The organism is Lichenihabitans psoromatis (assembly GCF_004323635.1).
Classification (GTDB): Bacteria; Pseudomonadota; Alphaproteobacteria; order Rhizobiales; family Beijerinckiaceae; genus Lichenihabitans; species Lichenihabitans psoromatis.
Map to the genome: position 1 here is coordinate 650,014 of NZ_CP036515.1, position 21,098 is coordinate 671,111.

The window sequence follows — 21,098 nt, forward strand, 5'->3', positions numbered from 1 at the left end:
CCTCGGTTTGAGCTTCGATGAACCTGATCGAGAAAAAGAAGGCGCCTAGTTGGCGACTGCTTCAGCTTCGAGTCTTACAGTGCGTTCCGTTTCCCAGGAGACGCACCACGCGGAACAGTAACGAACTCCGTTCAACGTCACGGATTCGGTCTTATCGGTCAGCGATCCCTCGAAAATGAGGATCCCGCAATTATGACACTTGATGTAACTTTCGACATACATTCTGTTCTTTGCAAACTTCATTCCACCAACTCCCGCTGCTTGAGGGTGGGCGTTGATGTTCTTGCAGGTGGACGCGTCGTCGGCAGCGGCGCCGCGCCATCCGGATGCGCAAGGCTCACCTTTTTGTAGATGTCCCGAACGTCGGCCCAGGTCGACGCGATATGCCGCTCCATCGTCAAAACGGCAGCATCCACGTCGCCCAGCCGCAGCGCATCGACAATCGGAACATGAATCAGTGCCGAGTCCATCAGACTCTCCTGTTCGAGGTCCACGCAGGCGATCAGCATCGAAATTTCCGTTTCGATCCCGTCATACGCTCGAAGTGTTTGGCGGTTGTTCGACATCTCGCAAAGGCGACGATGAAACGTCAGGTCCCATTGCCGAACATCCCCGACGCGATTGGTCTCAGCAGCAGCAATCATCTCGCCCAATATCGCTTCGAGACTGACGAGATCGGTCTTGCCGATGCGCGGCATGGCTTGTCTGATCGCAAAAGACTCGACGCAGGTGCGGAACGCAAAAATATCCTCGACGTCCTCGATCGCAAAGCGTCGGAGGCAGTGGCCACGCCTCGGGAGAGCCACGAGATAGCCCCGTTCAGCCAATCCCGAGACGGCCTCGCGAATGGGATTTCGACTGATGCCCAACCGCCGCGCTAAACCCGCTTCGTTGATCCGATCGCCCGGCCGCAAAAGCCCGGTCGTCATCATTTCGAGAAGATGACGTCGAACCTGATCGGACAGCGTCAGCGTCTCCGCGATTGGAGACCTCCCCTGAAGCGATCCGTGGTCGAGAGCCGTGATCACAGGTTGCCTTTTCGATTGCGCGAGAGACAGAATGACGCGCGGACTGTGGACAGATTAGTTTGCCAGTTGCGAACGTCAAGTCGAATTGATGCAGAAATATTGCTCTATAATATGCTTATTTGCTGATCAATCTGACCGATTCTTGCTATTGGCTGATACGGCAAGATCACTTGCGAAGAATCGAAGAAAAACGCCACGAACGTTGCAAGTCTATAACCGCTTGAAGAGCGAATCAGTCATGGCTCTGCCGCGCGCGGTTCAGCCAACACACACGCCCGAGCGCGGCGACGTCGTCCACGACGACATGAGACCAAGCCTCGTCGCCGCTCGGTCAAGACTTGAGCGACACTTCGACGAGCTAAAAAAGGCGACGATTATACAGGACCGAGATGGTGCCGCACCGCCTCCAACACGCCCGCTCGCTCGCGCCGCGCCGCCAGAGCCGCAGCCATGTCGACCGGCACGAATTGTATTTTGGAATGCGGCTGTAACTGCCCGATGAAGTCCATATCGGCTGAGATCACAGTCCCGAGCATAAAATAGCCGCCACCCGAAACCGCATCGCGGTGCAGCACGATCGGTTCGGTCCCGCCCGGCACCTGGATCGAGCCATAGGGATAGCAGCTGTCGACGATGTTGCTTGGATCGGAGCCGGCGCCGAAGGGTGGCGTTCGCTCGACGAAAGTCAGCGGCGCCCCACCACGAAAGCGGTAGCCGATGCGATCGGCTTCCGGCGCGACCTTCCATGTATCGGCGAAGAAGCGCTTGGACGCCTCCGGCGTGATGCGATGCTCGTAGAGGCCAGGAAGCATCCGCAGGGTGGGGCTGGGCACGGCCCCACGCCGCAGATGCTCCGGAATCGATGCTCCCGGTGAAGAATTGCCTGCCGCTTCCCCCACGGCCACATCATCGCCGACCTTCAACGGACGCCCCTCGTAGCCGCCCAAAGCGCCGAGCGCATAGGTCGAGCGGCTTCCGAGCACCACCGGGACGTCGATACCGCCCGACACCGCCAGATAAGCGCGCGCGCCGCGTTTCAGAAAATCGAACGACAGGACCTGCCCGGCCTCGATCGGGAAGCTTGTCCAGGTCGGCTGCGCGACCCCGTCGACCTTGGGCGGTAGTTCGGCGCCCGTCACGGCCAGGACCGCAGGCGTCGTGAACAGAAGTTCCGGCCCTAGGAACGTGCATTCGAGCGCGGCCGCCCCCTCGTCATTGCCAACCAACATGTTGGCGCAACGCAAGGCGAAGCGGTCCAAAGCGCCCGAGAGTGGGATGCCGACGTCGTAATAGCCGGGTCGGCCAAGATCCTGGACGGATGTCGCGAGGCCGGGTTTTTGAACCTTAATGGCCATGGAGCGCTCCATCGAGGGTCTGATTATAGGCCGTCGGGTCCGTGCTGAACTCCCGCAGGTCGAAGGTCACGGGACGGATCAGCGGATCGAAGCGGCCGGCGTCGACCTCCCGCACGGCTTGATCATAGGCCTCGCGATCGACTGGTTTGAACCGAACGATGTCGCCGGGTTTGAAGAACGTCATGGTCTCGCGAAGGTAGCCGATCTCCTGCTTTGGATCGTAGATCGGCATCGGCGTAATGCCGAACATCTGGTATCCGCCGGCGCCACGAACCGAATAGATGCAGCCGAAGCAGCCGCCATGGCCGACCGTCAATTTCGGAGTGTCGGTGCGTGGACGCAGGTATTTCGGTACTTCGATCTGCCGCTGGCGTTCGACCATCTGATACATGAACGGGAGACCCGCCACGAAGCCGACCATCGAGACGAACCAGGGCGATCCCGCATGGGCCGCGATGAAGTCGGGCACGCTGGCATAGCCGTTCAGCTTGGCGGCATAGTCGAGGTCATCGCCGCCCGGTTCCTGATGCCGCTCGCGAAACCGCATCAGGGTCTCATGGGTCCAGGGGTCGTTGTAGAAAACCGGTATTTCGACGATGCGGGTGGCCAGCACCGGCTCGGCTTGCCCGCTTGCAGCCTCGAGAGCCTTGATCTCGCGCATAAGGTCGTCGGGCGCGATGATGTCGGGGTTGAATTTGACCTGAAACGACGCGTTTGCCGGGCAGATTTCTGTGACCCCGGTTATACGCGCTTCGCGGATGGCGTTGCAGAGGAACAAGCTTTTGAAGAAGGCGTCGAGCGACATGTCTTGATCGACCTCGACGAAGATGTGCTCGTCGCCGCCGAATGAGTAGCGTGGGGTCATGACGTGACACCTCCTGCGGTTGATGGGCTGTCGATCGACGCGGTCGAGAGCCAGCCTTCGAGCCAGCCCGTATGGACGCGGCCGGCCAGGACATCGGGGTCGCGCGCCAGCGCGTCATGCAGCGGCGCCGTCGTGGTGATGCCCTCGACCCTGAGTTCGCCGAGGGCACGGCGAAGACGCAGGATCGCGCCGTCGCGGGTGTCGTCCCACACCACCAGCTTACCCAGCAACGAATCGTAGAACGGCGGAACCGTATAGCCTGGGTAGAGCATCGTATCGAAACGGACGCCGAAGCCGCCCGGCACCGTCAAGGCCGTCACGGTGCCGGGATCGGGTTGGAAATTCTTGGCGGCATCCTCGGCGTTGATACGCACCTCGATCGCATGACCACGAAGCGCGATATCGGCTTGCGTTAGGCCGAGCGGTTCTCCGCCCGCGATACGGATCATGGCTTTGAGGAGATCGATGCCGGTCACCATCTCGGTTACCGGATGTTCGACTTGAATGCGGGTGTTCATCTCGATGAAGAAGAACTCGCGGCTGGCGTCGTCGTAGAGATATTCGAGCGTGCCGGCGCCCCGATAATGGCAGGCTTCCGCCAGCCTGACCGCCGAAGCGCAGAGCTTTGCCCGGATGTCCGGTGGCAGGGCGGCGGCGGGCGCCTCCTCCCACACCTTCTGACGACGGCGCTGCAGGGAACATTCGCGCTCGTGCAGGTGAATGGCCGAGCGACCATCGCCGAGGATCTGCACCTCGACGTGACGGGCGCGGGCCACGAAACGCTCGAGATACAGGGAGCCGTCGCCGAAGGCGGCGCGTGCCTCCTGGCTGGCCTGCGGCAGCAGGGCTTCGAGCTCGTCCTGGTTCCGCGCGACGCGAATACCGCGTCCGCCGCCGCCGGCCGCCGCCTTGATCATCACCGGATAGCCGATCGCCTCGGCCAGCGCCGGTGCGCTCGCGAGATCATCGAGAACGCCATCACTGCCGGGCACGACCGGCACACCCGCGGCCTGGGCGCTCGCGCGCGCCGCAGCCTTGTCGCCCATCGTCCGGATCGTCGCCGCTGTCGGCCCGATGAACACGAGCCCGGCGGCTTCCACAGCCTCGGCGAAAGCGGCGTTCTCGGCCAGGAACCCATAGCCGGGATGCAAGGCATCGGCGCCCGTCGCGAAGGCGGCCTGCAGAATGGCGTCGATCTTCAGGTAGGACTTTGCCGGATGCGCCGGCCCGATCTCGATCGCTTCGTCGGCAAGCCGCACCGCGAGCATCTGCGCGTCGGCCTTGCTGTAGACCTGCACGGTCGCGATGCCGAGATCCTTCGCGGCCCTGATGATGCGGACCGCGATCTCGCCCCGGTTGGCGACCAAGATCTTCTTGAGCGCCATGCCGCTCAGGCCTCGATATCGAAGAGCGGTTCGCCCGCCATGACGGGATCTTCGTCGTCGACATGGAACTTGGCCACGACCCCGGCAATCTCGGCCGTGATGGTCGTGAAGGATTTCATCACCTCCACGAGGCCGATCGTGTCGCCGATCGCCACGGTGTCGCCCTCGGTCTTGAAAGGCGGCTGGTCCGGCGAGGGGCGACGATAGAAGGTTCCCGGAAGCGGGCACGGAACGGTGGTGATGGCCATGGGCGTCCTTCGATCGACACGCTGGAGGGGCGGCTCAGGCGCGGCGGGCGCCGAACCAGAGTTGTGCGGCCGCCGTCAGCAGAGCGAGCTTCAGCGCCTCACCGAGCAAGAACGGGACCAGACCGACCGCGATTGCCCGGTCCCACCCGATCAGGGCCGCAAGCCAAGCAACGCCGATCGCGAAGACGATGGCGTCGGCGGCCGCAAGGGCCGCCAGCGTGGAAACCGGCGTCGTCAGCCAGCCGCGCCGCGCCGCAAGGCCAGCGACCCCGGCGGCCGCGACATAACCGATGAGGTAGCCGCCGGTCGGGCCGAGCAAGGTCGCGAGCCCGGCACCATGCGCGAACACCGGCAGCCCGGCCAAGCCTTCGAGCAGATAGGCCAGAACTGTCGCGACCCCGAGGCTTGGGCCAAGCACCATGCCGAGGCCGAGAACCACCAAGGTCTGCAACGTGATCGGCACCGGCCAGAACGGAACGGCGACATGCGCCGCAAGGGCCAGAAGCGCCGAGCCGATCGCGATGGAAGCAAGCGCGCGGAGCGCTCCGATGGAAGTGGGCCGTGCGACCGCGACACGGATCTGAGACGACGACGACATGCGTGGCTTCCCCCGAGACGATGGAACGGCACCGAACTTGCCACGCTGATCAGCCGTGTAAAATTGAAAAATTTGCGACAAGGCATCGATCTGATCGATATAGGACCTGGAGCCCTCGACGCCGATGAGTTTCTCACTCAAACAGATCCGCCACTTTCTCGCGGTCGCCGAGGCGCGGCAGATCAGCCGAGCCGCCGTCGAGCATAATATCTCGCAATCGGCACTGACGGCATCGATCCAGCAACTTGAAGCGATTTTGGGAGGTCCTCTATTCGAGCGGCGATCGAGCGGCGTGACTTTGACCCATGCGGGATCGCTGTTTCTGCCGCTGGCCCGTAAGGTCATCGCGTCCTGCAGCGAGGCGCTCGCCGTGTCGGGCGATATTCCCCGCAAGGTTCAGGGCCGGCTCGACATCGCCGTCACCTATACGGTCGCGGGCTATTTCCTCACGCCCCTGCTGATCCGCTTCCGCCGCATCTTCCCGCATGTGGAGTTCACGATCCGGGAAGCCTCCCGCGCCGTCATCGAGGCCGACGTGATGGCCGGAAGCGGCGAGATCGCCATCCTGCTCACCTCGAACATCACGCCCGATCCGCGCCTCGCCTTCAAGACGCTGTTTCGATCCAACCGCAGCTTGTGGGCGCCGGCCGATCATCCTTTGCTCAAATGCGAACGGATCGGCCTCGCCGAGATTGCCGCCTACCCCTATGTGGCCCTGACGGTCGACGAAGCGCTGGACACTGCCTCGCGCTATTGGGAACAGACGCCGCACCGTCCGAACATCATGTTCAGGACGGCGTCGGTCGAAGCCGTGCGATCGATGGTGGCGGCCGGACTCGGCGTGACGATCCTGTCCGACATGGTCTATCGCCCCTGGTCGATCGAGGCACAGCGGATCGAGACCCGCGACATCGCGGACCCTGTGCCCACGATGGATGTGGGTGTTGTCTGGAGGAAAGATACGGCGGTGACACAGGCGGCCCGCGCCTTCGTCGATTTCATGCAAGGCGCCTTTCAATCGAGCGGGGAAACTGTTGGCTCGCCCTGACGATATCGATTGGTCCGATGGACAAGGGTTGACAATCCGATTTGACCTCCGCGTTGGACACGGCATCGTTGAGTCTCGCAACGAGGCGTTTGGAAGGACCGCAGATGGCCATTATTCTTAATTGCGATATGGGCGAGGCCTACGGACTGTTTCGGTGCGGCGACGACGAGGGGATCATGCCCCTGATCCATGTCGCCAACGTGGCCTGCGGCTTCCATGCGTCGGACCCGAGCGTGATGCGCCGCACCGTCCGCCTCGCCAAACAGCACGGCGTCAAAGTCGGGGCGCATCCCTCGTTCCCCGATCTTCAGGGCTTCGGGCGTCGCGAAATGAAGATGGGTCACGACGAATTGGTGGCGTGCCTCATCTATCAGATCGGCGCCTTGAAAACCTTCCTGGATCTCGAGGGCATGCCACTCAACCATGTGAAACCGCACGGCGCGCTTTATGGAATGGCCAGCCGCGAGGCTGCGGTCGCCGATGCCATCGCCGAAGCCGTCGCGTTATTCGGGGTGCCGATCTTCGGCATGGCGGGCACGGCGCATGAACCCGCCTATCTGGCCAAGGGCTTGACCTTCGTTCCCGAATATTACACCGACCTCGACTATACAGACGAGGGCACGCTCATCATCACGCGGGAGCATGAGGCCAAGGACCCTACGGAAGCGGCACGCCGCGCCGTCCGGGTCGCGCAGGATGGACTCGCGACCTCGATCAACGGGCGCAGTCTGCCCATGACGGCGGAGTGTTTCTGCATCCACTCCGACACGCCGACGGCCGTTCCGCTCGCCAAGGCGGTCCGCGAGGCGCTGCAACCCTGGCTCGCCTGACGATACCGGACCGGTCCCGGCCGCAGGCGATCCCTTATTTGAACCCATCGGCAAAATTCGACCAGCGCCGCGCCAAGTAATTATACTCGTCCATCGTCGTGTTCCACACGGCAATATGCTCGGCCCGTTGCCAATAGGGGCCGCCGGGGCGCACAGCGCCTTGTGGGATCATCGGGCGTCCCTCGACGTCCGGGAGCGAGGCGGGCGCCGGCTGGCCCGCGTACCAATAGGCCCATTCGGCCGCCGGCATCGCGGCGCGGACGCGGCCCGGAACCGACATGTAGAAGCCCTGCCGCGCCAGAAGAGCGCCCGGCTTTCCATCGAGCCACCAGTTCAGATAGGCATAGGCGCTGTCGAGAAGATCGCCATCGAGGCGTGACGACAGGCAAAGGCCGGCGTGCCACGCGCGATATCCTTCGCGCGGTACCGCTTCGGCCAGGGTGCGGCCGGCCTGCTGCACGGCGGCGATGCCAGGCGACCACATGCTGCCAATCCCGGCCTGTCCGGACATCATATCGCTCGCAGACTGGGCCGCGGTCCGCCAGAGGCCCGCAAAAAAACCCTCCTTCTTGCGCGCCCAGAGCAGGCCCATCAGCCCGTCGATCTCGTCGATCGTCATATTGCCCATATCGCCAAAGCGGATGTCGCCGCGCGACTCGAACGCCATCGCGGCATCGAAGACGCCGATCCCCGGTTCGTCCACTAGCGCGAGCCGGCCCCGGATCTCCGGATCAAACAACCAGCCCCAGCTTGCCTCATCGGCCCGTCGGTCGGGAAACAGATGCGGCAAGTAGGCAAAGGCATCGAGATTATGAACGGTCGGGAGCATGGAGATGCGCGAGGATGGCCGTTCGCCGAGCGACAGGTCGGGTTGGACATAGAGAACCTTATTGGGGTTCTCCCCGCGCCCGAGCGAGGCGAGCGGGCTGATCCTGCCGCGTTTGGTCAGGTCGCTGACCTCGCTCCACCGCTCGATGCGACTGAGGTCGATCGGCTGGATCGCGCGCCAGAACCAGACGATATCGAGATTGTGGAAACACTGATCGTAGATGTCGTAGCTGTCCGGCTCGAGCGCCGCCTTCCGCTGCGCCGAGAGAAAATCAAGGCTTTCGAAGGAGAGCGAGATGCCGAGTTCGTCTTCGGCCATCCGGCGCAGCGGCTCGATCAGGGTGATCTCTGTCCCGAGCACACGAAGATGAGGCCGCGCGGCCTTTCCAGACGATCGCGGCGCGGCAAGACGGGGACGCGACCGATCGCGAAGCGCCATACGATCAGCCGGCCGACGAGAGAGCGAGCGGGTCGCGCAGGAGCCCGAAGGCAGCGAGCGACCGCTCGATCAGGCCAGGATCGAGCCCCCGCGTGATAAACACCAGCCGCGAGCGACGATCCGCGTTGGGCCATGCCGAGAGATGCGTGGGGACATGGACGAGTTGCTGCACGCCGTGGATCGCGACCGGCGTATCGGCCCCCTCGACGTTGAGCAAGCCCTTGACCCGCAGAATGCGGCGACCGTGCCGGTTGAGCAGCATGGTCAGCCACAAACCGAACAGCGTCCAATCGAGCGGGCCGTCCACCACCAGCGAAACGGACGAGACGTCCTCTCCGTGAGCCGATCCAACGCCCGTGCGGCTCGGTGCGGCGACACAGCGAAAACCGTCGATCGCCGCCGTAAGCGCGGGCCGCTCGCTCAGGATGCCTTCGGCATCCAGCGTGTCGGTGCGTGCCATCATCAACGGCGCATCCGGATTGATGACCCGAAGCGCAGCGACGACGGCCTCGATCCCTTCGGGGTCGCAAAGATCGGTCTTGGTCAGCACCAGGCGATCGGCCACGGCGGCCTGCGACACGCTCTCGGGCTGATGCGCCAGTTGATCGCGGCCGTTGACGGCATCGACCGTGGTGACGACGGCTCCCATGCGGAAATGGTGCTTCAGCACCGCGTCGGCCGTGATGGTGGCGATGACCGGAAGCGGGTCGGCGAGGCCGGTCGACTCGATCACGATACGGCGGAACGGCGGCACCTCGCCGCGCGCACGGCGCGACTGCAAAGACTTGATCGCATCGGCGAGTTCCCCCCGGATCGTGCAGCAGAGGCAGCCGGACGACAGCATCACCATGGTGTCATCGATGCGGTCGAGAAGGTGGTGGTCGAGACCGACCTCACCAAATTCGTTGATCAGCACGGCCGTGTCGGCCAAGGCGGGATCCTGCAACAGACGCGCCAGCAGGGTTGTCTTGCCGGAACCGAGAAAGCCGGTCAGCAGGATCACGGGCGTGAAATCGGGGATCTGGCTCACGCCTGCCGCTCCATCCGGTCGAGGAGCCCCGCGTCCAGCGGATCGACCGGACGGCCGAGAAGATGCTCGGCCGCCACCCAAAGATGGCTCAGGTTGTCGACGATCTCGGTCTTGCCGGTGCGGGTCGACAGCAGAAAAGCGCTGCCCTGCCAGTCCGACAGGCTCAAGCCGAAATGGCCGAGGATGCGATTGGCATGGCTGACGCGGCGAGCGCGCTCACGGCGCCGCTCAAGCGGCCCGGTGTTGCGGGTGAAAGCTCCGGGCCGCGCATAGGCATCGGCCCAATGCTCCGAACCACCGAGAACACCGCAGAGCGCGCACATAAGGGCTTACTTTCCGCGCGGGACGCGCTTGGCATAGTCGTCCGCCATCTCGTCCATGGTCACGAATTTCACGCCCGGATGCGAGATCATATGCTGATAGAGACGCTCCAGCATCATGAGCACATGCGGTCGGCCCGATACATCCGGATGGATCGTGATCGGAAAGACCGCATAATCATATTCCCGATACACCCAATCGAACTGATCGCGCCACATCTGCTCGATGTCGCGCGGGTTGACGAAGCCATGGCTGTTCGGTGCCTTTTTGATGAACATCATGGGCGGCAGATCATCGAGGTACCAGCTCGCCGGGATTTCGATGAGGTCGGTTTCCTCGCCGCGCTTCAACGGCACCATCCAGTCGGACGGCTTCTTGGAATAATCGATCTTGGTCCAGCTATCGCCAACCCGCACCCGGTAGGGTTGGTGATCGTGGTGCATCAAGGAGTGATCGTATTTGATGCCGCGTTCGAGCAGCAACTCGTTGGTGACGGTCGAGAATTCCCACCAAGGGGCCACATAGCCGGTCGGGCGCTTGCCCGACAGCTTGGTGACGAGCTCGATACATTTATCGAGAATTTCGGTTTCCTGCTCGCGCGTCATCGCGATCGGATTCTCGTGGCTGTAGCCGTGAATGCCGATCTCGTGACCCGAATCCGCGACAGCCTGCATCTCCTTGGGGAAGGTCTCGATCGAATGGCCGGGGATGAACCAGGTCGTCTTGATGCCGAGCCGGTTGAACATCTTGAGCAGACGCGGGCTCCCGACCTCGCCGGCGAACAGGCCGCGCGAAATATCGTCCGGCGAATCTTCGCCGCCATAGGAGCCGAGCCAGCCCGCGACCGCATCCACGTCGATGCCGAAGCCGCAGAGAATTTCTTTTGCCATAGGGTATCCTTTCTTCAGGTTTCTCGTGGCCCGGACGTGCCGGGAGGCCTTAGAGCGGGCTCGCGACGGGGCCGCGGATCAGAGCCTCCGCCGCAAGCCCGGTCGCCAGCAGATCGTCATCAAACCCCGGCCCGCCCGACAGCAGACAGGCGGTCGGCAAGCCCTGGTGATCGAATCCGGAGGGGATCGATAGGCCGCACCAATCCAGGAAATTGCCCAGCAAGGTGTTGCGAAGCGTCTTGGTGTTGGTCGCGACGAAGAGATCGTCATCCGCCTCGAGTGCCGCGATGGGAGGCGCCACATGGGGGATCGTCGGAAACGCCACGAGCGTTTGGCCATCGAACAGGCTCAAGGTTTCGTCGATCAGCCGCGTGCGGGTTGCCCGGATGTCCTGCTCGGCAGCGGGCCCAATCGCCCGGCCGCTTAAGAGGCGCTTGACGACCCGGCGATCCATCCGGGTCGCGGCATCGCTTGCCAGCCGGTCCTTGTGAAGCCGATAGGCATCGACGGCCGCTAGCGGGCCATGGCTCGCGTTCAGCGCCACGATCGCGTCCAGCACCGGCAGCGGACGTCGCACGATCGTCGCACCTGCAGCAGCCAGACGCGCGAGAGCCGCCTCGAAATTCTGCGCAACGTCCGGCTCCATCCCGTCCCACACAACGTTGGTCGGCACCACGAGCCTCAGACCCGCGATACGGCCGCGACGGAGATCGGGCACCACCAAGCCCCGCGCCGCCGCATCGACGATCACCGCATCGACGACCGTGCGGCAGAGCACGCCAGCCGTATCCAGAGTGAGAGACAGGGGAAAGCCGCCCGCCATGGGCCAGCGACCGCTCGAGGGTTTGAACCCGATCACGCCATTATAGGCCGCCGGAATGCGGACCGAGCCGCCCGTATCGCTGCCGATCGCGATCGGCACGAGGCCCAGCGCGACAGCGACACCCGAGCCGGATGACGAACCACCCGGGACGCGCGGCTCGTCCCGGCTCCACGGATTGATCGGCGTGCCGTAATGCGGATTGAGGCCGAGCCCCGAATAGGCAAATTCGGTCATGTTGACCTTACCGATCGTGACGGCTCCTGCTTCGGCGAGCCGCGTGACGAGGGCTGCATCCTGTGCTGCGGGACCCTCGTCGAGCACGACCGAACCGGCCCGCGTCACCTGGCCTTTCAGATCGAACAAGTCCTTCCAAGCGACCGGCACGCCGTCGAGCAGGCTGAGCGGACGTCCGTCACGATGGCGCGCCGCGGAAGCCGCGGCTTCCGCATTGGCCCGGAGGGGCGTCGTCACCGTAAAGACAGATCGATCCGTGCAGCCGTCAATCGCTTGCAGCGCCTGCTCGGCCGCTTCAACCGGATCGGGGCCACCGCCGGCAAAGGCCGCCGCGAATTGGAGGATGGATCGTCCGCGGAACGCCTCCATGTCTGCGCTCTCTTTCGTCATGCGGCGGCCGGAATGATCGTCGCCTTGGCTGCATCCCACGACACATGCACCGATGAGCCGGTCGGAAATCCCTGGCCATACCGCTCGACATGGCCTTCCAGCGCGACGGATTGGCCGCCTTCGATCGCGAGCAGGAAGCGGACGATCGGACCGACCATGTCACGGCTTTCGATCGTCGCCTGCAGCACATTGCCCCGTTCGCTCTTTGAGACCGCGAGACCCGCGCTGACGGCGTTCATGGTGAACGCCTCCGCCGGCACCACGAGGGACGCCTGAGCGCCAGGCACCACCGGCTTGTTCATCACGCCTGAAAAACGACCGAATGTCGTCAGCACCTGGCCGCGACCGTTCTCGACGCCCTGTAGTGACCCGGACAGGATCGTGTTGCGCCCGATGAACTGAGCCACGAAGCGGCTGTCCGGCCGGGTGTAAAGGTCGCGCGGGCTCGAGATCTGTTCGATACGCCCATTGTTCATCACCACGATCCGATCCGACATGGTGAGCGCCTCGGACTGGGCATGCGTCACGAAAATAAAGGTGATGCCGAGGTTCACCTGCAGCAGCTTCAGTTCCGCCTGAATCGCTTTGCGAAGATTGGCGTCGAGCGCGCCGAGCGGCTCGTCGAGCAGCAGAATGTCGGGCTCGACCACGAGACCGCGCGCGAGCGCGATGCGCTGGCGCTGGCCGCCGGAGAGACGATCGGGTTTCTGATCCGCGATGTCGGTCAGGCCAAGGGTCGCGAGGATGCGCTCGACCTTGGCGTCGCGTTCGATGCGGGGCATGCCCTTTACGTCGAGCCCATAGCCGACGTTGCGGCGCACGGTCATATGAGGGAACAGCGCATAATTCTGGAAGATCATCGAGGTCGGCCGGCGTTCCGGCGGCAGATCGTTGATCCGTTGGCCTTTGATGAAAATGTCGCCCGAGGTGATCGTTTCGAAACCCGCGATCATCCGCAAGGTCGTGGTCTTGCCGCAGCCGGACGGGCCCAGAAAAGCGATGAACTCGCCCTTCTGGATAGTGAGGTCGAAGTCGATCACGGCCGGCGACCCGTTATCGTAGGTCTTCCCGACTCCGATCAATTCCACGTCATAGGTCACGGCCGCTGTCCCTTTCCGCTCCGACCTTCCCCCGCTTGCGGGAGAAGGCACCCTGTTGTCGGTCTATGCGCTCAAAAACTCGTCCCACTTCGAAACGACAAGGTCGTATTCGTCCGGCCATTGGTGCCAGTAGGCGACATTCTGGGCGCGTGTCGCGAGCGATCCGCCGTCGCGCAAGTCGCCTTCCTTGATGCCGCGCTCACGCGCGCCCTTCCACGGCTTGCCCTCGTACCAGAAGGCATATTTGTCCGGCGACATCACCTTCTGGATGTTGGTCGAAGGCGAGTAATAGCCCTGCTCCGACACGGTGATGCCCGGCTCCCCCGACAACCAGAAATCCGCATAGGCGACGACGGCATCCTTGTTGGCCGTTCCGGCGATCATGGTCGGGCCGATCGCCCAGGCGCGGTAGCCTTCCTTCGGCACCGCATATTTGCAAGGCTTGCCCTGCGCCTTCACGGCCATCACGGCCGGCTGCCACGCATCGCACACCACCATTTCGCCCGAGGCCATGAGGTTCACGAGTTCGCCGAAGTCACCCCAAAGGGCGCGGAACTGGCCATCCTTCTTCTTCGAAATCAGGAACTTGGCACCCTCTTCGATTTCTTGCTTGGTCGGGTTGCCGGGGTTCTTGGATTCGAGCAGGCCCAAAGTATTCATCGCCATGATGGCCTGGCCGAAGGCGATCAGAGGGTCGGTATTGAGACCGGATTTGCCTTTATACTTCTTGTCGAAGATGGCGGTCCATGTATTGGCTTCCTCCGCGCTCAGCGCATCGGGGTTGTAGCCGATCGAGTCGTAATTATAGACCGCCGGCACCATCCAAAGCTTGGAATGCGCGTCGTTGACCCAGATCTGGCCGGTGATCTGCGCCTTGGGGGCCCATTTGGGATTGGGCTTGGTGAAGGTGTCGCGGATGTTCGACCAGTTTTTCACGTCGGCGACGGGGACCGGTTCCACGTTATTGGTCTGCACGACGGCCGGCAGACGCTCCGCGATGATTTCCCAGCAATCATAGTCCTTCGAGCCGGACAGAATCTTGGTCTGGGCGTCCGGGAAGGTCGCGGCCGTCCCCTGCGTCGTGCCGGTGCCCGATTCTTTCTTGAAATCGGCGAGGATGCGATCCTGCACGGTCACGCTAAGACCGATCGTGCGAAGCTGCTCGCTCGCCAGCCCACTCGCGGCCGCATAGGCCCGACCCGACCCCAGGAACGGCGTGCCGCCCCCGAGCGCGAGCGCCATGGCGCCGGCCGTCCCCTTAAGCAGGGTCCGGCGATCCAAATCCAATTTATCGACCATAAGCGCGTCTCCCGATGCAGAGTAAGTCAATCGCCGGTTCAATACCGGCCCACGAGCAATCCGCCGTCGACGACGATCACCTGCCCCGTGACGTAGCGAGCCGCTTGCGAGGCGAGGAAAAGCGCCACGTCGGCGATCTCCCCGGGTTCGCCGATCCGGCCCATGGGAATAAAGTCGCCGGCTTTCTCGGCGCCGGCCGGCCCAAGCGAATGTTCCTCGGACAGGAGTTGCGCGGTGCGGATATAGCCGGGCGCGATGCCGTTGACCCGGATGCCGGCGCGCGCAAGCTCGACCGCGAGGCCGCGCACGAGACCCACCACACCCGCCTTCGCGGTCGAATAATGCACGTGCTCGTCCCACCCATAGGCGACACCCATGATGGACGAGAGGCAGATGATCGACCCGGTCTTGGCAGCCTTCATGCCGGCAAGCGCCGGCCGGATTACGCGCAGCATGCCCTTGAGATCGATATCCAGCGTATGATCCCAGGTCTGATCCGTCATTTCGGCCATCGGAACGCGATGGGCGATCCCCGCATTGGCGACGATGCAATCGAGCGCGCCGAAGCGGCTCTCGACATCGGCGACGATCCGATCCGCGTCGGCGGTCGAGCGAACGTCGAGGGGGTGGAATTCGGCTTGTCCGCCGGCCGCCACGATCGCGTCCGCGACGGTCTGGCCGGCGTCCAAAATATCGGTGACGATCACGCGATAGCCGGCCTGTGCGAAAGTTTCGGCGGTAGCGCGGCCGATGCCGATCCCGCCTCCGGTGATGAGGACGTTGGGCGCGGACCTGCTCACAGCATCACATCTCCTGAATTGGGGCCGAGCGTCTGGCCGACATAGATTTTCGCGTCCGCCGAGGCCAAAAACGACACGGTGCCGGCGACGTCCTCGGGTTCACCGAAGTGCCCGAGCGGCAACTCCGCCGCCTTGGCGCGCCGCCAATCCTCCGACAATGCCTGCACCAGTGGCGTGTTGATCGGGCCGGGCGCGACCGCATTGACCCGCACGCCGCTGGCGCTGACTTCCCGAGCCAGTGCCTTCGTCATGCCGATGATGGCGGCTTTCGCGGCACTATAGTGAACGAGCTCGATGCCGCCGATCTGGCCAAGTTGCGACGCCATATTGATGATCGACCCCGCGCCACGCGCCAACATGCCGGGCAGCACGGCCTTGGTGCAGAGGAACGTGCCGCGGACATGGACCGCGACCATGCGGTCGAAATCGTGAGCAGTGAGGTCGATGAACCGAGCCTGATGCACATAGCCCGCATTGTTGACCAGCACGGTGCAAGGACCGAGCCCGTCGGCCAGGGCCGCGATCGCGGCGACATCGGCTTCGCGGGAGATGTCACCGGCCACGGCCTCGGCTTGTCCGCCGGCGGCCCGGATCGACACGGCAGCCTCCTCCGCCCGCTCGGCCGTCAGGTCGTTGACCACAACCGTGAACCCATCTCGTGCCAGGCGTTGCGCGACCGCAAGGCCGATCCCCGATCCCGCGCCGGTCACGATCGCGACGCCTTTAAGCTCCGCTCCCATCATGCCTCCTCCTGCACCAGCACCCGCTGGGCGCGGCGGATCGACATTCCCATCAGCACCGCATAAACGGCCAGCAGCGCCAGCGAGAAGAGCGTCGTCAACACGCCGAACGCGAAGATGTTGGGATGGATTTCGACCGAGAACGTGCCGTAGATCGCCAGCGGCAGCGTGAGGTCACGACCCGAGGCGAACAGCGTCCGCGAGAATTCGTCGTAGGAGAGCGTGAAGCAGAACAGCATCGCCGACAGAACACCCGGAAAGATCAGCGGGAAGGTGACTTTGCGGAACGTGCGGGCCGGCGTGACGCCGAGCGACCACGCGGCTTCTTCGACGGTCGGATCGAAGCGATTGAAGATCGCCAGCATGACCAGGAACGCGAAGGGAAATGTGTAGACGACGTGCAGCACGAAAGCCGTGCTCCACCAGTGTCGGTCGATGCCGAGCGTGTTGGCCAGCAGCGCTGTGCCGAGGCCGACCAAGACGCCTGGCACCATCATGCCGAGCACGATGAGGTAGAAGACTGCGCTCGATCCCTTGAACTTCTGCCGGAAGGCTTGCGCCGACATGACGCCCAGAACGGTCGAGACGACGGTGGTCATGAACGAGAGGACGAGTGAGCGGATCAGGCCGTCCTCGATCGGCAGTGGCGCGATGCGCGATGGCGGGTTCATGCCGAACAGGTCGCGATACCAATAGGTTGACCATTCGATGATGGGAAATTGCGGGCCACCTTCGGGACCCGACTGGAACGACAGGATACCCAGCACCAGCAACGGCCCGTAGAGAAACAGCAGGAACAGGCCGCAATAGACCGCGAGGATGGGTTTCAGCACGGGCGCGCGCATCTCAGAGCTCCCGCTTCAGATCGACGAGACGAAGCAGCGCCGCCACCACGATCCCCATGATGATCGTCAGCACGACGCCGGCCACGGCCGCGAAGGCCCATTTGAGCGACCCGACTTGCGTCACGATGATGTTGCCGAGCAGATTGACCTTGCGGCCCGACAGCGCCGCGGCGGTCGCGAATTCGCCCAGCACCATGACCGAAACAAAGATGGAGCCGACCACGACGCCCGGCAGGCTGAGCGGGAAGATGATGGTGCGAAAGATGCGCGTGAAACTCGCGCCGAGGTCTTGCGCCGCTTCGATGATGTTCGGGTCGATACGGCCGAGCATGAAGGCGATCGGGCCGACCATGAAGACGCAGTAGATCTGCGTCATGCCGATCACCACGGATAACTCGGTGAACAGCAAGGCGTCGATCGGCTGCGAGGTGATGTGCAGGGCCTGCAGGATGATGTTGATGGCGCCTTCCTTGCCCAGCATCGGCCGCCAGGCGAGCACGCGGATCAGGAACGAGGTCCAGAACGGAATGACGCACAGCACGAGGAGCGCCGTTGCGACCGTCTTGTTGCGGACGAAAAGCCCGACGAACAGCGCCGTCGGATAGCCGACCAGAAAGGTCGTGGCCAAGACGATCAGCCAGATGCGGATCGTGGTCCAGAGCGCGCCGAGATAGGTCTCGCTGGTGAAGAAGGTCTGCCAGCTCTTGGTGGTCAGGATCGGCTCGATCTTGAACGTGGTCTGCGTCCAGAACGACACGTAGACCATCATCAGAATGGGCAGCACGAGGAACAGCACCATCCAGATCACGCCGGGGGCGATCAGCCAGTAAGGCGTCCGCAGCGGCTTCATCGGAGTGGCGGGACTGGACACCTGTGGTGTCGTGGCTTCGATAGCCGTCATGACGAGGCTCCGGCACGGCGGGACAAAAGAAGCGCGTCGTCGACCTTCCAAGTCAGGCCGTAAGACCGCCCCGGCTCGAAGGTCTGCGGGTCGCGGTGGCTGAGGTGATCCTCGACCGTGACGACCGCGCCGCTCGGAAGCTTGAAGAACGAGGTCACGGCCGGCCCAGAATATTCGCTTGCCACGAAAATCGCACGCAGCAGTGGATCACCGGGAGCGGCCTCGCCGATCGCCTGGACCGAGATGAGGTCCTGGCGGATCGCGTAGATCGGGGCATCGTTCGGCGCGGCAGAGGCGCAGGGGAATAGACACCCCTCCGCTTCGAAGCCGCCGGCCGCGACCCTCCCCTCGATCAGGTTGTAGCAATTGAGAAAGCGGGCCACGCGGGCGTCGCGGGGCCGGGTGTAAACCCGATCCGGCAAACCGACTTGGGCGATATGGCCTTCGTCGAGCACGATGACCTCATCGCCCATGGCGAGCGCTTCGTTCTCGCTTCCGGTGACGTGCAGGAATGTAACGCCAAGCCGTTCCCGGATGCGGCGCAACTCACCGCACATGCGCGTTCGCAAATTGGCATCGAGCGCACCGAGCGGCTCGTCGAGTAAAACCAGCTGCGGCTCCGTCACCAACGTCCGAGCGAGAGCGACGCGCTGACGTTGGCCGCCGGAAATCTGCGTCACGGAGCGGCGCTCCAAACCGCCGAGACCAACGAGGTCGATCATGGCGCGGACGTTCGCCTCGATCGCCTTCGGCTCGATCTGGCGACCGGCACCATGACGGAGCCCAAACGCCACGTTGTCGAAGACGTTCAGATGCGGGAACAGAGCAAAATTCTGAAACACGACGCCGATGTTTCGGCGGTGGGCCGGTACCCCGTGGAGGGGCGCACCGTTAAGAAAAATCTCGCCTCGATCGACGGTCTCGAATCCCGCGATCGTGCGGAGCAGAACCGTCTTGCCGGAACCGCTGGACCCGAGCAGGGCCACATAGGCATTGTCGGGGATGCTGAGCGTGATGTCGTTCAGGGCCATCGCCGCCCCATACGCCTTGGTGAGGCCGTCGAGGCGCAACACCGGGGGACCGCGCATGGAGTCAGGAACTGATGGTTGAACCGCCAAGGGCAAATGGATCTCCCCGCACAACAAACGGTCTCAGCCGATTCGTCTTGATCGCAAGCCTAAGATAAACGTCTTTTGTACGCAAGCTCACTTTGTAAGCGTGTTTTTTGGAGTGAAGAAGTATGATTGTGCTGTTTTTTAATCAGCAACGCACAAATTTTAGAGTTTCTGACCCATGCTTCATATGTGTAACGTACACAATCAACATTAAACGAACGGCAAGGTGATGGTCACGGCAGAGACGGTCGGCTCATCCGAGAGAACAATGGTGAGCCAGCGCTTCGAGCGTCGCCATGAGTTGGTGCATCGTGTTCTGCACGCCAATATTGTGCGGGGACACTTTCCCGAAGGACTGGTGCTGCTCGAAGCGCCGCTCGCCGAACTGCTACAAACCAGCCGTGCGCCGGTCCAACGCGCCCTGCAGGATCTCGAGCGGGACGGTCTCGTGCACCGGTTTGAAGGCCGAGGTTTCCTGGTCGGCCGTCTCGACAACCCCGGCCAGCCGATCCGGATCGACCTCCGCGAACTCGGACTGGTGATGTCCGGCGAGATGGACGAAGCCCTGCAGACGCGAGGGTCCGGCGAATGGATCCTGGACGATCTCGAACAGGCCGTGTCGTCGTGCCTCGTCTTCGGCGAATTCCGAATGATCGAGGCCGAAGTCGCGGCCCATTTTCATGTGAGCCGTACCGTGATCCGCGATGTGCTCGGGCGGTTGCAGGAACGCGGCCTGCTTCGCAAGACGCAGACCTCGCGCTGGCTTGCGGGGCCGCTGACGGCCCATGCGCTTAAGGATTGCTACGACTTGCGCGGCATTCTGGAACCCGCGGCCCTGATGGCGGCCGCTCCGGCCATCGACCGCGAGCGCCTTGCGGTGCTGCGGGATGACTCGACGAGCCATGAGGGCGAGCCTGTGCCGGATGCGGCTGTGCTATTTGCACGCTTCATCGGGCTTTGCCTGCTGACGACGCCGAACGGACCGCTGGCCAGCATGGTGCGCCAGAATATGAGCGTTCTCGACGCCGCAAGCCGCTCGCTCGCCCGTCTCGGATTGCCACAAGACAATGCCGCCATCAACGAGCTCCGCGTCACGATCGACCTGATCCTGAACGGCTCGATTGGCGCAGCCGCAGAGCTCTGGCGCGACCACCTGAAAGCCGCCTGTCGGCGCAGCGTCGCGCAGTTGAAGATCGTCGCCATCATCGAACGGCCCCACGACCTCCCGCCCTATCTGGTCGCCGTCTAAGCGCAAGACCACAAGCAGGAAAGCGACAAACCATGACGACCCGGACAATCGACCTCAGCGTGACGATCGAAGACAATATGCCGGCCCATAAGCTGTTCCAGCGGCCGGTTCTGACCACGCATTTAAGCCATGAGAGCTCCAAGGCGCTTGGCCTCGGGATCGAGGGCGACCCGATGACGTTTCAGACCAATTTCATCGCGATGCTCGATCATGTCGGCACCCACGTCGATGCCTTTCGGCACGTCAGTCCCACCGGTGCGTCCGTCGACGAGATGCCGCTCGATATGTTTTTCGGCAAGGCGATCTGCCTCGACCTTCGTCACATTCCCGATCTCGGCGACATCACGGTGGCCGACATGGAAGCCGCCGAAGCCAAGAGCGGCGTCGCAGTCGATCGGCACATCGTGTTGCTCTGCACGGGCTTTCACGCCCGCCATTATCCCTCGCTCGACGCGGTCTGGAAAAATCCCTTGCTGACCGTCGAGGCGACGCGCTGGCTTTACGAACGCGGGTCGATGATGCACGGCGTGGAAGGCCCGTCGACCGACAAACCGACCGACGATCGTTTCGCCCAACATCGCCTGTGCCGCGAACTCGGCATCAGCCATTGGGAATGGCTGGTAAACCTCGACGCCTTACTGGGTAAGCGCGAGGTCCAGTTCTTCGGCGTGCCGCTCAAGTTCAAGGGTGGATCAGGCTCGCCTGTGCGAGCCTTCGCGCTTGTCGACGATTGAGCC

22 protein-coding genes and 1 pseudogene are annotated in these 21,098 nt (G+C 63.3%); 4 read left to right on the forward strand and 19 right to left on the reverse strand.

Annotation, left to right across the window (positions count from 1 at the left end; translation table 11 throughout):
* Positions 1-239: 239 nt before the first annotated feature.
* From EY713_RS23065 to EY713_RS03035, 7 genes and pseudogenes are all read right to left on the reverse strand, one after another.
* The gene (locus EY713_RS23065; protein ID WP_245572873.1) at positions 240-698 is read right to left on the reverse strand and encodes an FCD domain-containing protein; all 459 of its coding nucleotides are present in this window, start codon (positions 696-698) and stop codon (positions 240-242) included.
* A 147-nt stretch (positions 699-845) separates the two neighbouring features.
* Positions 846-932, reverse strand: a pseudogene (locus tag EY713_RS23515) (GntR family transcriptional regulator); the annotation flags it as partial.
* A 470-nt stretch (positions 933-1,402) separates the two neighbouring features.
* Positions 1,403-2,383, reverse strand: a complete 981-nt coding sequence (locus tag EY713_RS03015; protein ID WP_131113499.1) for a 5-oxoprolinase subunit C family protein — start codon at positions 2,381-2,383, stop codon at positions 1,403-1,405.
* Positions 2,373-3,248, reverse strand: a complete 876-nt coding sequence (locus EY713_RS03020; RefSeq protein WP_131113500.1) for a 5-oxoprolinase subunit B family protein — start codon at positions 3,246-3,248, stop codon at positions 2,373-2,375. Before EY713_RS03020 ends, EY713_RS03015 begins: the two co-directional genes overlap by 11 nt.
* On the reverse strand, positions 3,245-4,633 hold the full coding sequence (locus tag EY713_RS03025; protein ID WP_131113501.1) for an acetyl-CoA carboxylase biotin carboxylase subunit: 1,389 nt from the start codon (positions 4,631-4,633) through the stop codon (positions 3,245-3,247). Before EY713_RS03025 ends, EY713_RS03020 begins: the two co-directional genes overlap by 4 nt.
* Positions 4,634-4,638: 5 nt before the next feature.
* Positions 4,639-4,881 (reverse strand): acetyl-CoA carboxylase, encoded by a 243-nt coding sequence (locus tag EY713_RS03030; RefSeq protein WP_131113502.1) that lies wholly within the window; start codon positions 4,879-4,881, stop codon positions 4,639-4,641.
* 34 nt (positions 4,882-4,915) lie between these two features.
* On the reverse strand, positions 4,916-5,479 hold the full coding sequence (locus tag EY713_RS03035) for a biotin transporter BioY (RefSeq protein ID WP_131113503.1): 564 nt from the start codon (positions 5,477-5,479) through the stop codon (positions 4,916-4,918).
* Between the two features lie 124 nt (positions 5,480-5,603).
* Between EY713_RS03035 and EY713_RS03040 the strand changes: the two genes are divergently transcribed.
* Positions 5,604-6,527 carry a LysR family transcriptional regulator gene (locus EY713_RS03040; RefSeq protein ID WP_131113504.1) on the forward strand — a complete coding sequence of 308 codons (924 nt, stop codon included), beginning with the start codon at positions 5,604-5,606 and terminating at the stop codon, positions 6,525-6,527.
* Between the two features lie 104 nt (positions 6,528-6,631).
* The gene (gene pxpA / locus EY713_RS03045) at positions 6,632-7,357 is read left to right on the forward strand and encodes a 5-oxoprolinase subunit PxpA (RefSeq protein ID WP_131113505.1); all 726 of its coding nucleotides are present in this window, start codon (positions 6,632-6,634) and stop codon (positions 7,355-7,357) included.
* Between the two features lie 34 nt (positions 7,358-7,391).
* Here the strand turns inward: pxpA and EY713_RS03050 are convergent, their stop codons facing one another.
* The 12 genes from EY713_RS03050 to EY713_RS03105 form a co-directional block, all read right to left on the reverse strand.
* Complete coding sequence (locus tag EY713_RS03050; protein WP_131113506.1) at positions 7,392-8,624, reverse strand: ABC transporter substrate-binding protein; 1,233 nt, start codon at positions 8,622-8,624, stop codon at positions 7,392-7,394.
* A 4-nt stretch (positions 8,625-8,628) separates the two neighbouring features.
* On the reverse strand, positions 8,629-9,654 hold the full coding sequence (locus EY713_RS03055; RefSeq protein ID WP_131113507.1) for a CobW family GTP-binding protein: 1,026 nt from the start codon (positions 9,652-9,654) through the stop codon (positions 8,629-8,631).
* Entirely contained in the window at positions 9,651-9,977 is a 327-nt protein-coding gene (locus tag EY713_RS03060; protein ID WP_131113508.1) for a hypothetical protein, read from the reverse strand. Before EY713_RS03060 ends, EY713_RS03055 begins: the two co-directional genes overlap by 4 nt.
* A 6-nt stretch (positions 9,978-9,983) precedes the next feature.
* Complete coding sequence (locus EY713_RS03065; RefSeq protein WP_131113509.1) at positions 9,984-10,865, reverse strand: polysaccharide deacetylase family protein; 882 nt, start codon at positions 10,863-10,865, stop codon at positions 9,984-9,986.
* Between the two features lie 49 nt (positions 10,866-10,914).
* Complete coding sequence (locus EY713_RS03070) at positions 10,915-12,291, reverse strand: amidase (RefSeq protein WP_131113510.1); 1,377 nt, start codon at positions 12,289-12,291, stop codon at positions 10,915-10,917.
* Between the two features lie 17 nt (positions 12,292-12,308).
* The gene (locus tag EY713_RS03075) at positions 12,309-13,412 is read right to left on the reverse strand and encodes an ABC transporter ATP-binding protein (RefSeq protein WP_131113511.1); all 1,104 of its coding nucleotides are present in this window, start codon (positions 13,410-13,412) and stop codon (positions 12,309-12,311) included.
* A 63-nt stretch (positions 13,413-13,475) separates the two neighbouring features.
* A complete protein-coding gene (locus EY713_RS03080) occupies positions 13,476-14,711 on the reverse strand; it encodes an ABC transporter substrate-binding protein (protein WP_131113512.1) in 1,236 nt (411 codons plus the stop codon).
* 38 nt (positions 14,712-14,749) lie between these two features.
* The gene (locus tag EY713_RS03085; protein ID WP_131113513.1) at positions 14,750-15,511 is read right to left on the reverse strand and encodes an SDR family NAD(P)-dependent oxidoreductase; all 762 of its coding nucleotides are present in this window, start codon (positions 15,509-15,511) and stop codon (positions 14,750-14,752) included.
* On the reverse strand, positions 15,508-16,251 hold the full coding sequence (locus tag EY713_RS03090; protein ID WP_131119201.1) for an SDR family NAD(P)-dependent oxidoreductase: 744 nt from the start codon (positions 16,249-16,251) through the stop codon (positions 15,508-15,510). The genes EY713_RS03085 and EY713_RS03090 overlap by 4 nt, the downstream gene beginning before the upstream one ends.
* Positions 16,251-17,096, reverse strand: a complete 846-nt coding sequence (locus EY713_RS03095) for an ABC transporter permease (protein ID WP_131113514.1) — start codon at positions 17,094-17,096, stop codon at positions 16,251-16,253. The genes EY713_RS03090 and EY713_RS03095 overlap by 1 nt, the downstream gene beginning before the upstream one ends.
* A gap of 1 nt (position 17,097) precedes the next feature.
* A complete protein-coding gene (locus EY713_RS03100; protein WP_227401870.1) occupies positions 17,098-17,946 on the reverse strand; it encodes an ABC transporter permease in 849 nt (282 codons plus the stop codon).
* Positions 17,947-17,993: 47 nt separating this feature from the next.
* Complete coding sequence (locus EY713_RS03105) at positions 17,994-19,085, reverse strand: ABC transporter ATP-binding protein (RefSeq protein WP_131113516.1); 1,092 nt, start codon at positions 19,083-19,085, stop codon at positions 17,994-17,996.
* Positions 19,086-19,341: 256 nt separating this feature from the next.
* Between EY713_RS03105 and EY713_RS03110 the strand changes: the two genes are divergently transcribed.
* Entirely contained in the window at positions 19,342-20,361 is a 1,020-nt protein-coding gene (locus tag EY713_RS03110; RefSeq protein WP_245504205.1) for a GntR family transcriptional regulator, read from the forward strand.
* Positions 20,362-20,393: 32 nt separating this feature from the next.
* The gene (locus tag EY713_RS03115) at positions 20,394-21,095 is read left to right on the forward strand and encodes a cyclase family protein (RefSeq protein WP_131113517.1); all 702 of its coding nucleotides are present in this window, start codon (positions 20,394-20,396) and stop codon (positions 21,093-21,095) included.
* Positions 21,096-21,098: the final 3 nt, after the last annotated feature.

Excerpts from the sequence above, each read along its gene's own strand:
- EY713_RS23065 (WP_245572873.1), bottom strand. The coding sequence starts at position 698 with ATGCCGCGCATCGGCAAGACCGATCTCGTCAGTCTCGAAGCGATATTG.
- EY713_RS03015 (WP_131113499.1), bottom strand. The coding sequence starts at position 2,383 with ATGGCCATTAAGGTTCAAAAACCCGGCCTCGCGACATCCGTCCAGGAT.
- EY713_RS03020 (WP_131113500.1), bottom strand. The coding sequence starts at position 3,248 with ATGACCCCACGCTACTCATTCGGCGGCGACGAGCACATCTTCGTCGAG.
- EY713_RS03025 (WP_131113501.1), bottom strand. The coding sequence starts at position 4,633 with ATGGCGCTCAAGAAGATCTTGGTCGCCAACCGGGGCGAGATCGCGGTC.
- EY713_RS03030 (WP_131113502.1), bottom strand. The coding sequence starts at position 4,881 with ATGGCCATCACCACCGTTCCGTGCCCGCTTCCGGGAACCTTCTATCGT.
- EY713_RS03035 (WP_131113503.1), bottom strand. The coding sequence starts at position 5,479 with ATGTCGTCGTCGTCTCAGATCCGTGTCGCGGTCGCACGGCCCACTTCC.
- EY713_RS03040 (WP_131113504.1), top strand. The coding sequence starts at position 5,604 with ATGAGTTTCTCACTCAAACAGATCCGCCACTTTCTCGCGGTCGCCGAG.
- pxpA (WP_131113505.1), top strand. The coding sequence starts at position 6,632 with ATGGCCATTATTCTTAATTGCGATATGGGCGAGGCCTACGGACTGTTT.
- EY713_RS03050 (WP_131113506.1), bottom strand. The coding sequence starts at position 8,624 with ATGGCGCTTCGCGATCGGTCGCGTCCCCGTCTTGCCGCGCCGCGATCG.
- EY713_RS03060 (WP_131113508.1), bottom strand. The coding sequence starts at position 9,977 with ATGTGCGCGCTCTGCGGTGTTCTCGGTGGTTCGGAGCATTGGGCCGAT.
- EY713_RS03065 (WP_131113509.1), bottom strand. The coding sequence starts at position 10,865 with ATGGCAAAAGAAATTCTCTGCGGCTTCGGCATCGACGTGGATGCGGTC.
- EY713_RS03070 (WP_131113510.1), bottom strand. The coding sequence starts at position 12,291 with ATGGAGGCGTTCCGCGGACGATCCATCCTCCAATTCGCGGCGGCCTTT.
- EY713_RS03080 (WP_131113512.1), bottom strand. The coding sequence starts at position 14,711 with ATGGTCGATAAATTGGATTTGGATCGCCGGACCCTGCTTAAGGGGACG.
- EY713_RS03090 (WP_131119201.1), bottom strand. The coding sequence starts at position 16,251 with ATGGGAGCGGAGCTTAAAGGCGTCGCGATCGTGACCGGCGCGGGATCG.
- EY713_RS03095 (WP_131113514.1), bottom strand. The coding sequence starts at position 17,096 with ATGCGCGCGCCCGTGCTGAAACCCATCCTCGCGGTCTATTGCGGCCTG.
- EY713_RS03100 (WP_227401870.1), bottom strand. The coding sequence starts at position 17,946 with ATGAAGCCGCTGCGGACGCCTTACTGGCTGATCGCCCCCGGCGTGATC.
- EY713_RS03105 (WP_131113516.1), bottom strand. The coding sequence starts at position 19,085 with ATGCGCGGTCCCCCGGTGTTGCGCCTCGACGGCCTCACCAAGGCGTAT.
- EY713_RS03110 (WP_245504205.1), top strand. The coding sequence starts at position 19,342 with ATGGTCACGGCAGAGACGGTCGGCTCATCCGAGAGAACAATGGTGAGC.
- EY713_RS03115 (WP_131113517.1), top strand. The coding sequence starts at position 20,394 with ATGACGACCCGGACAATCGACCTCAGCGTGACGATCGAAGACAATATG.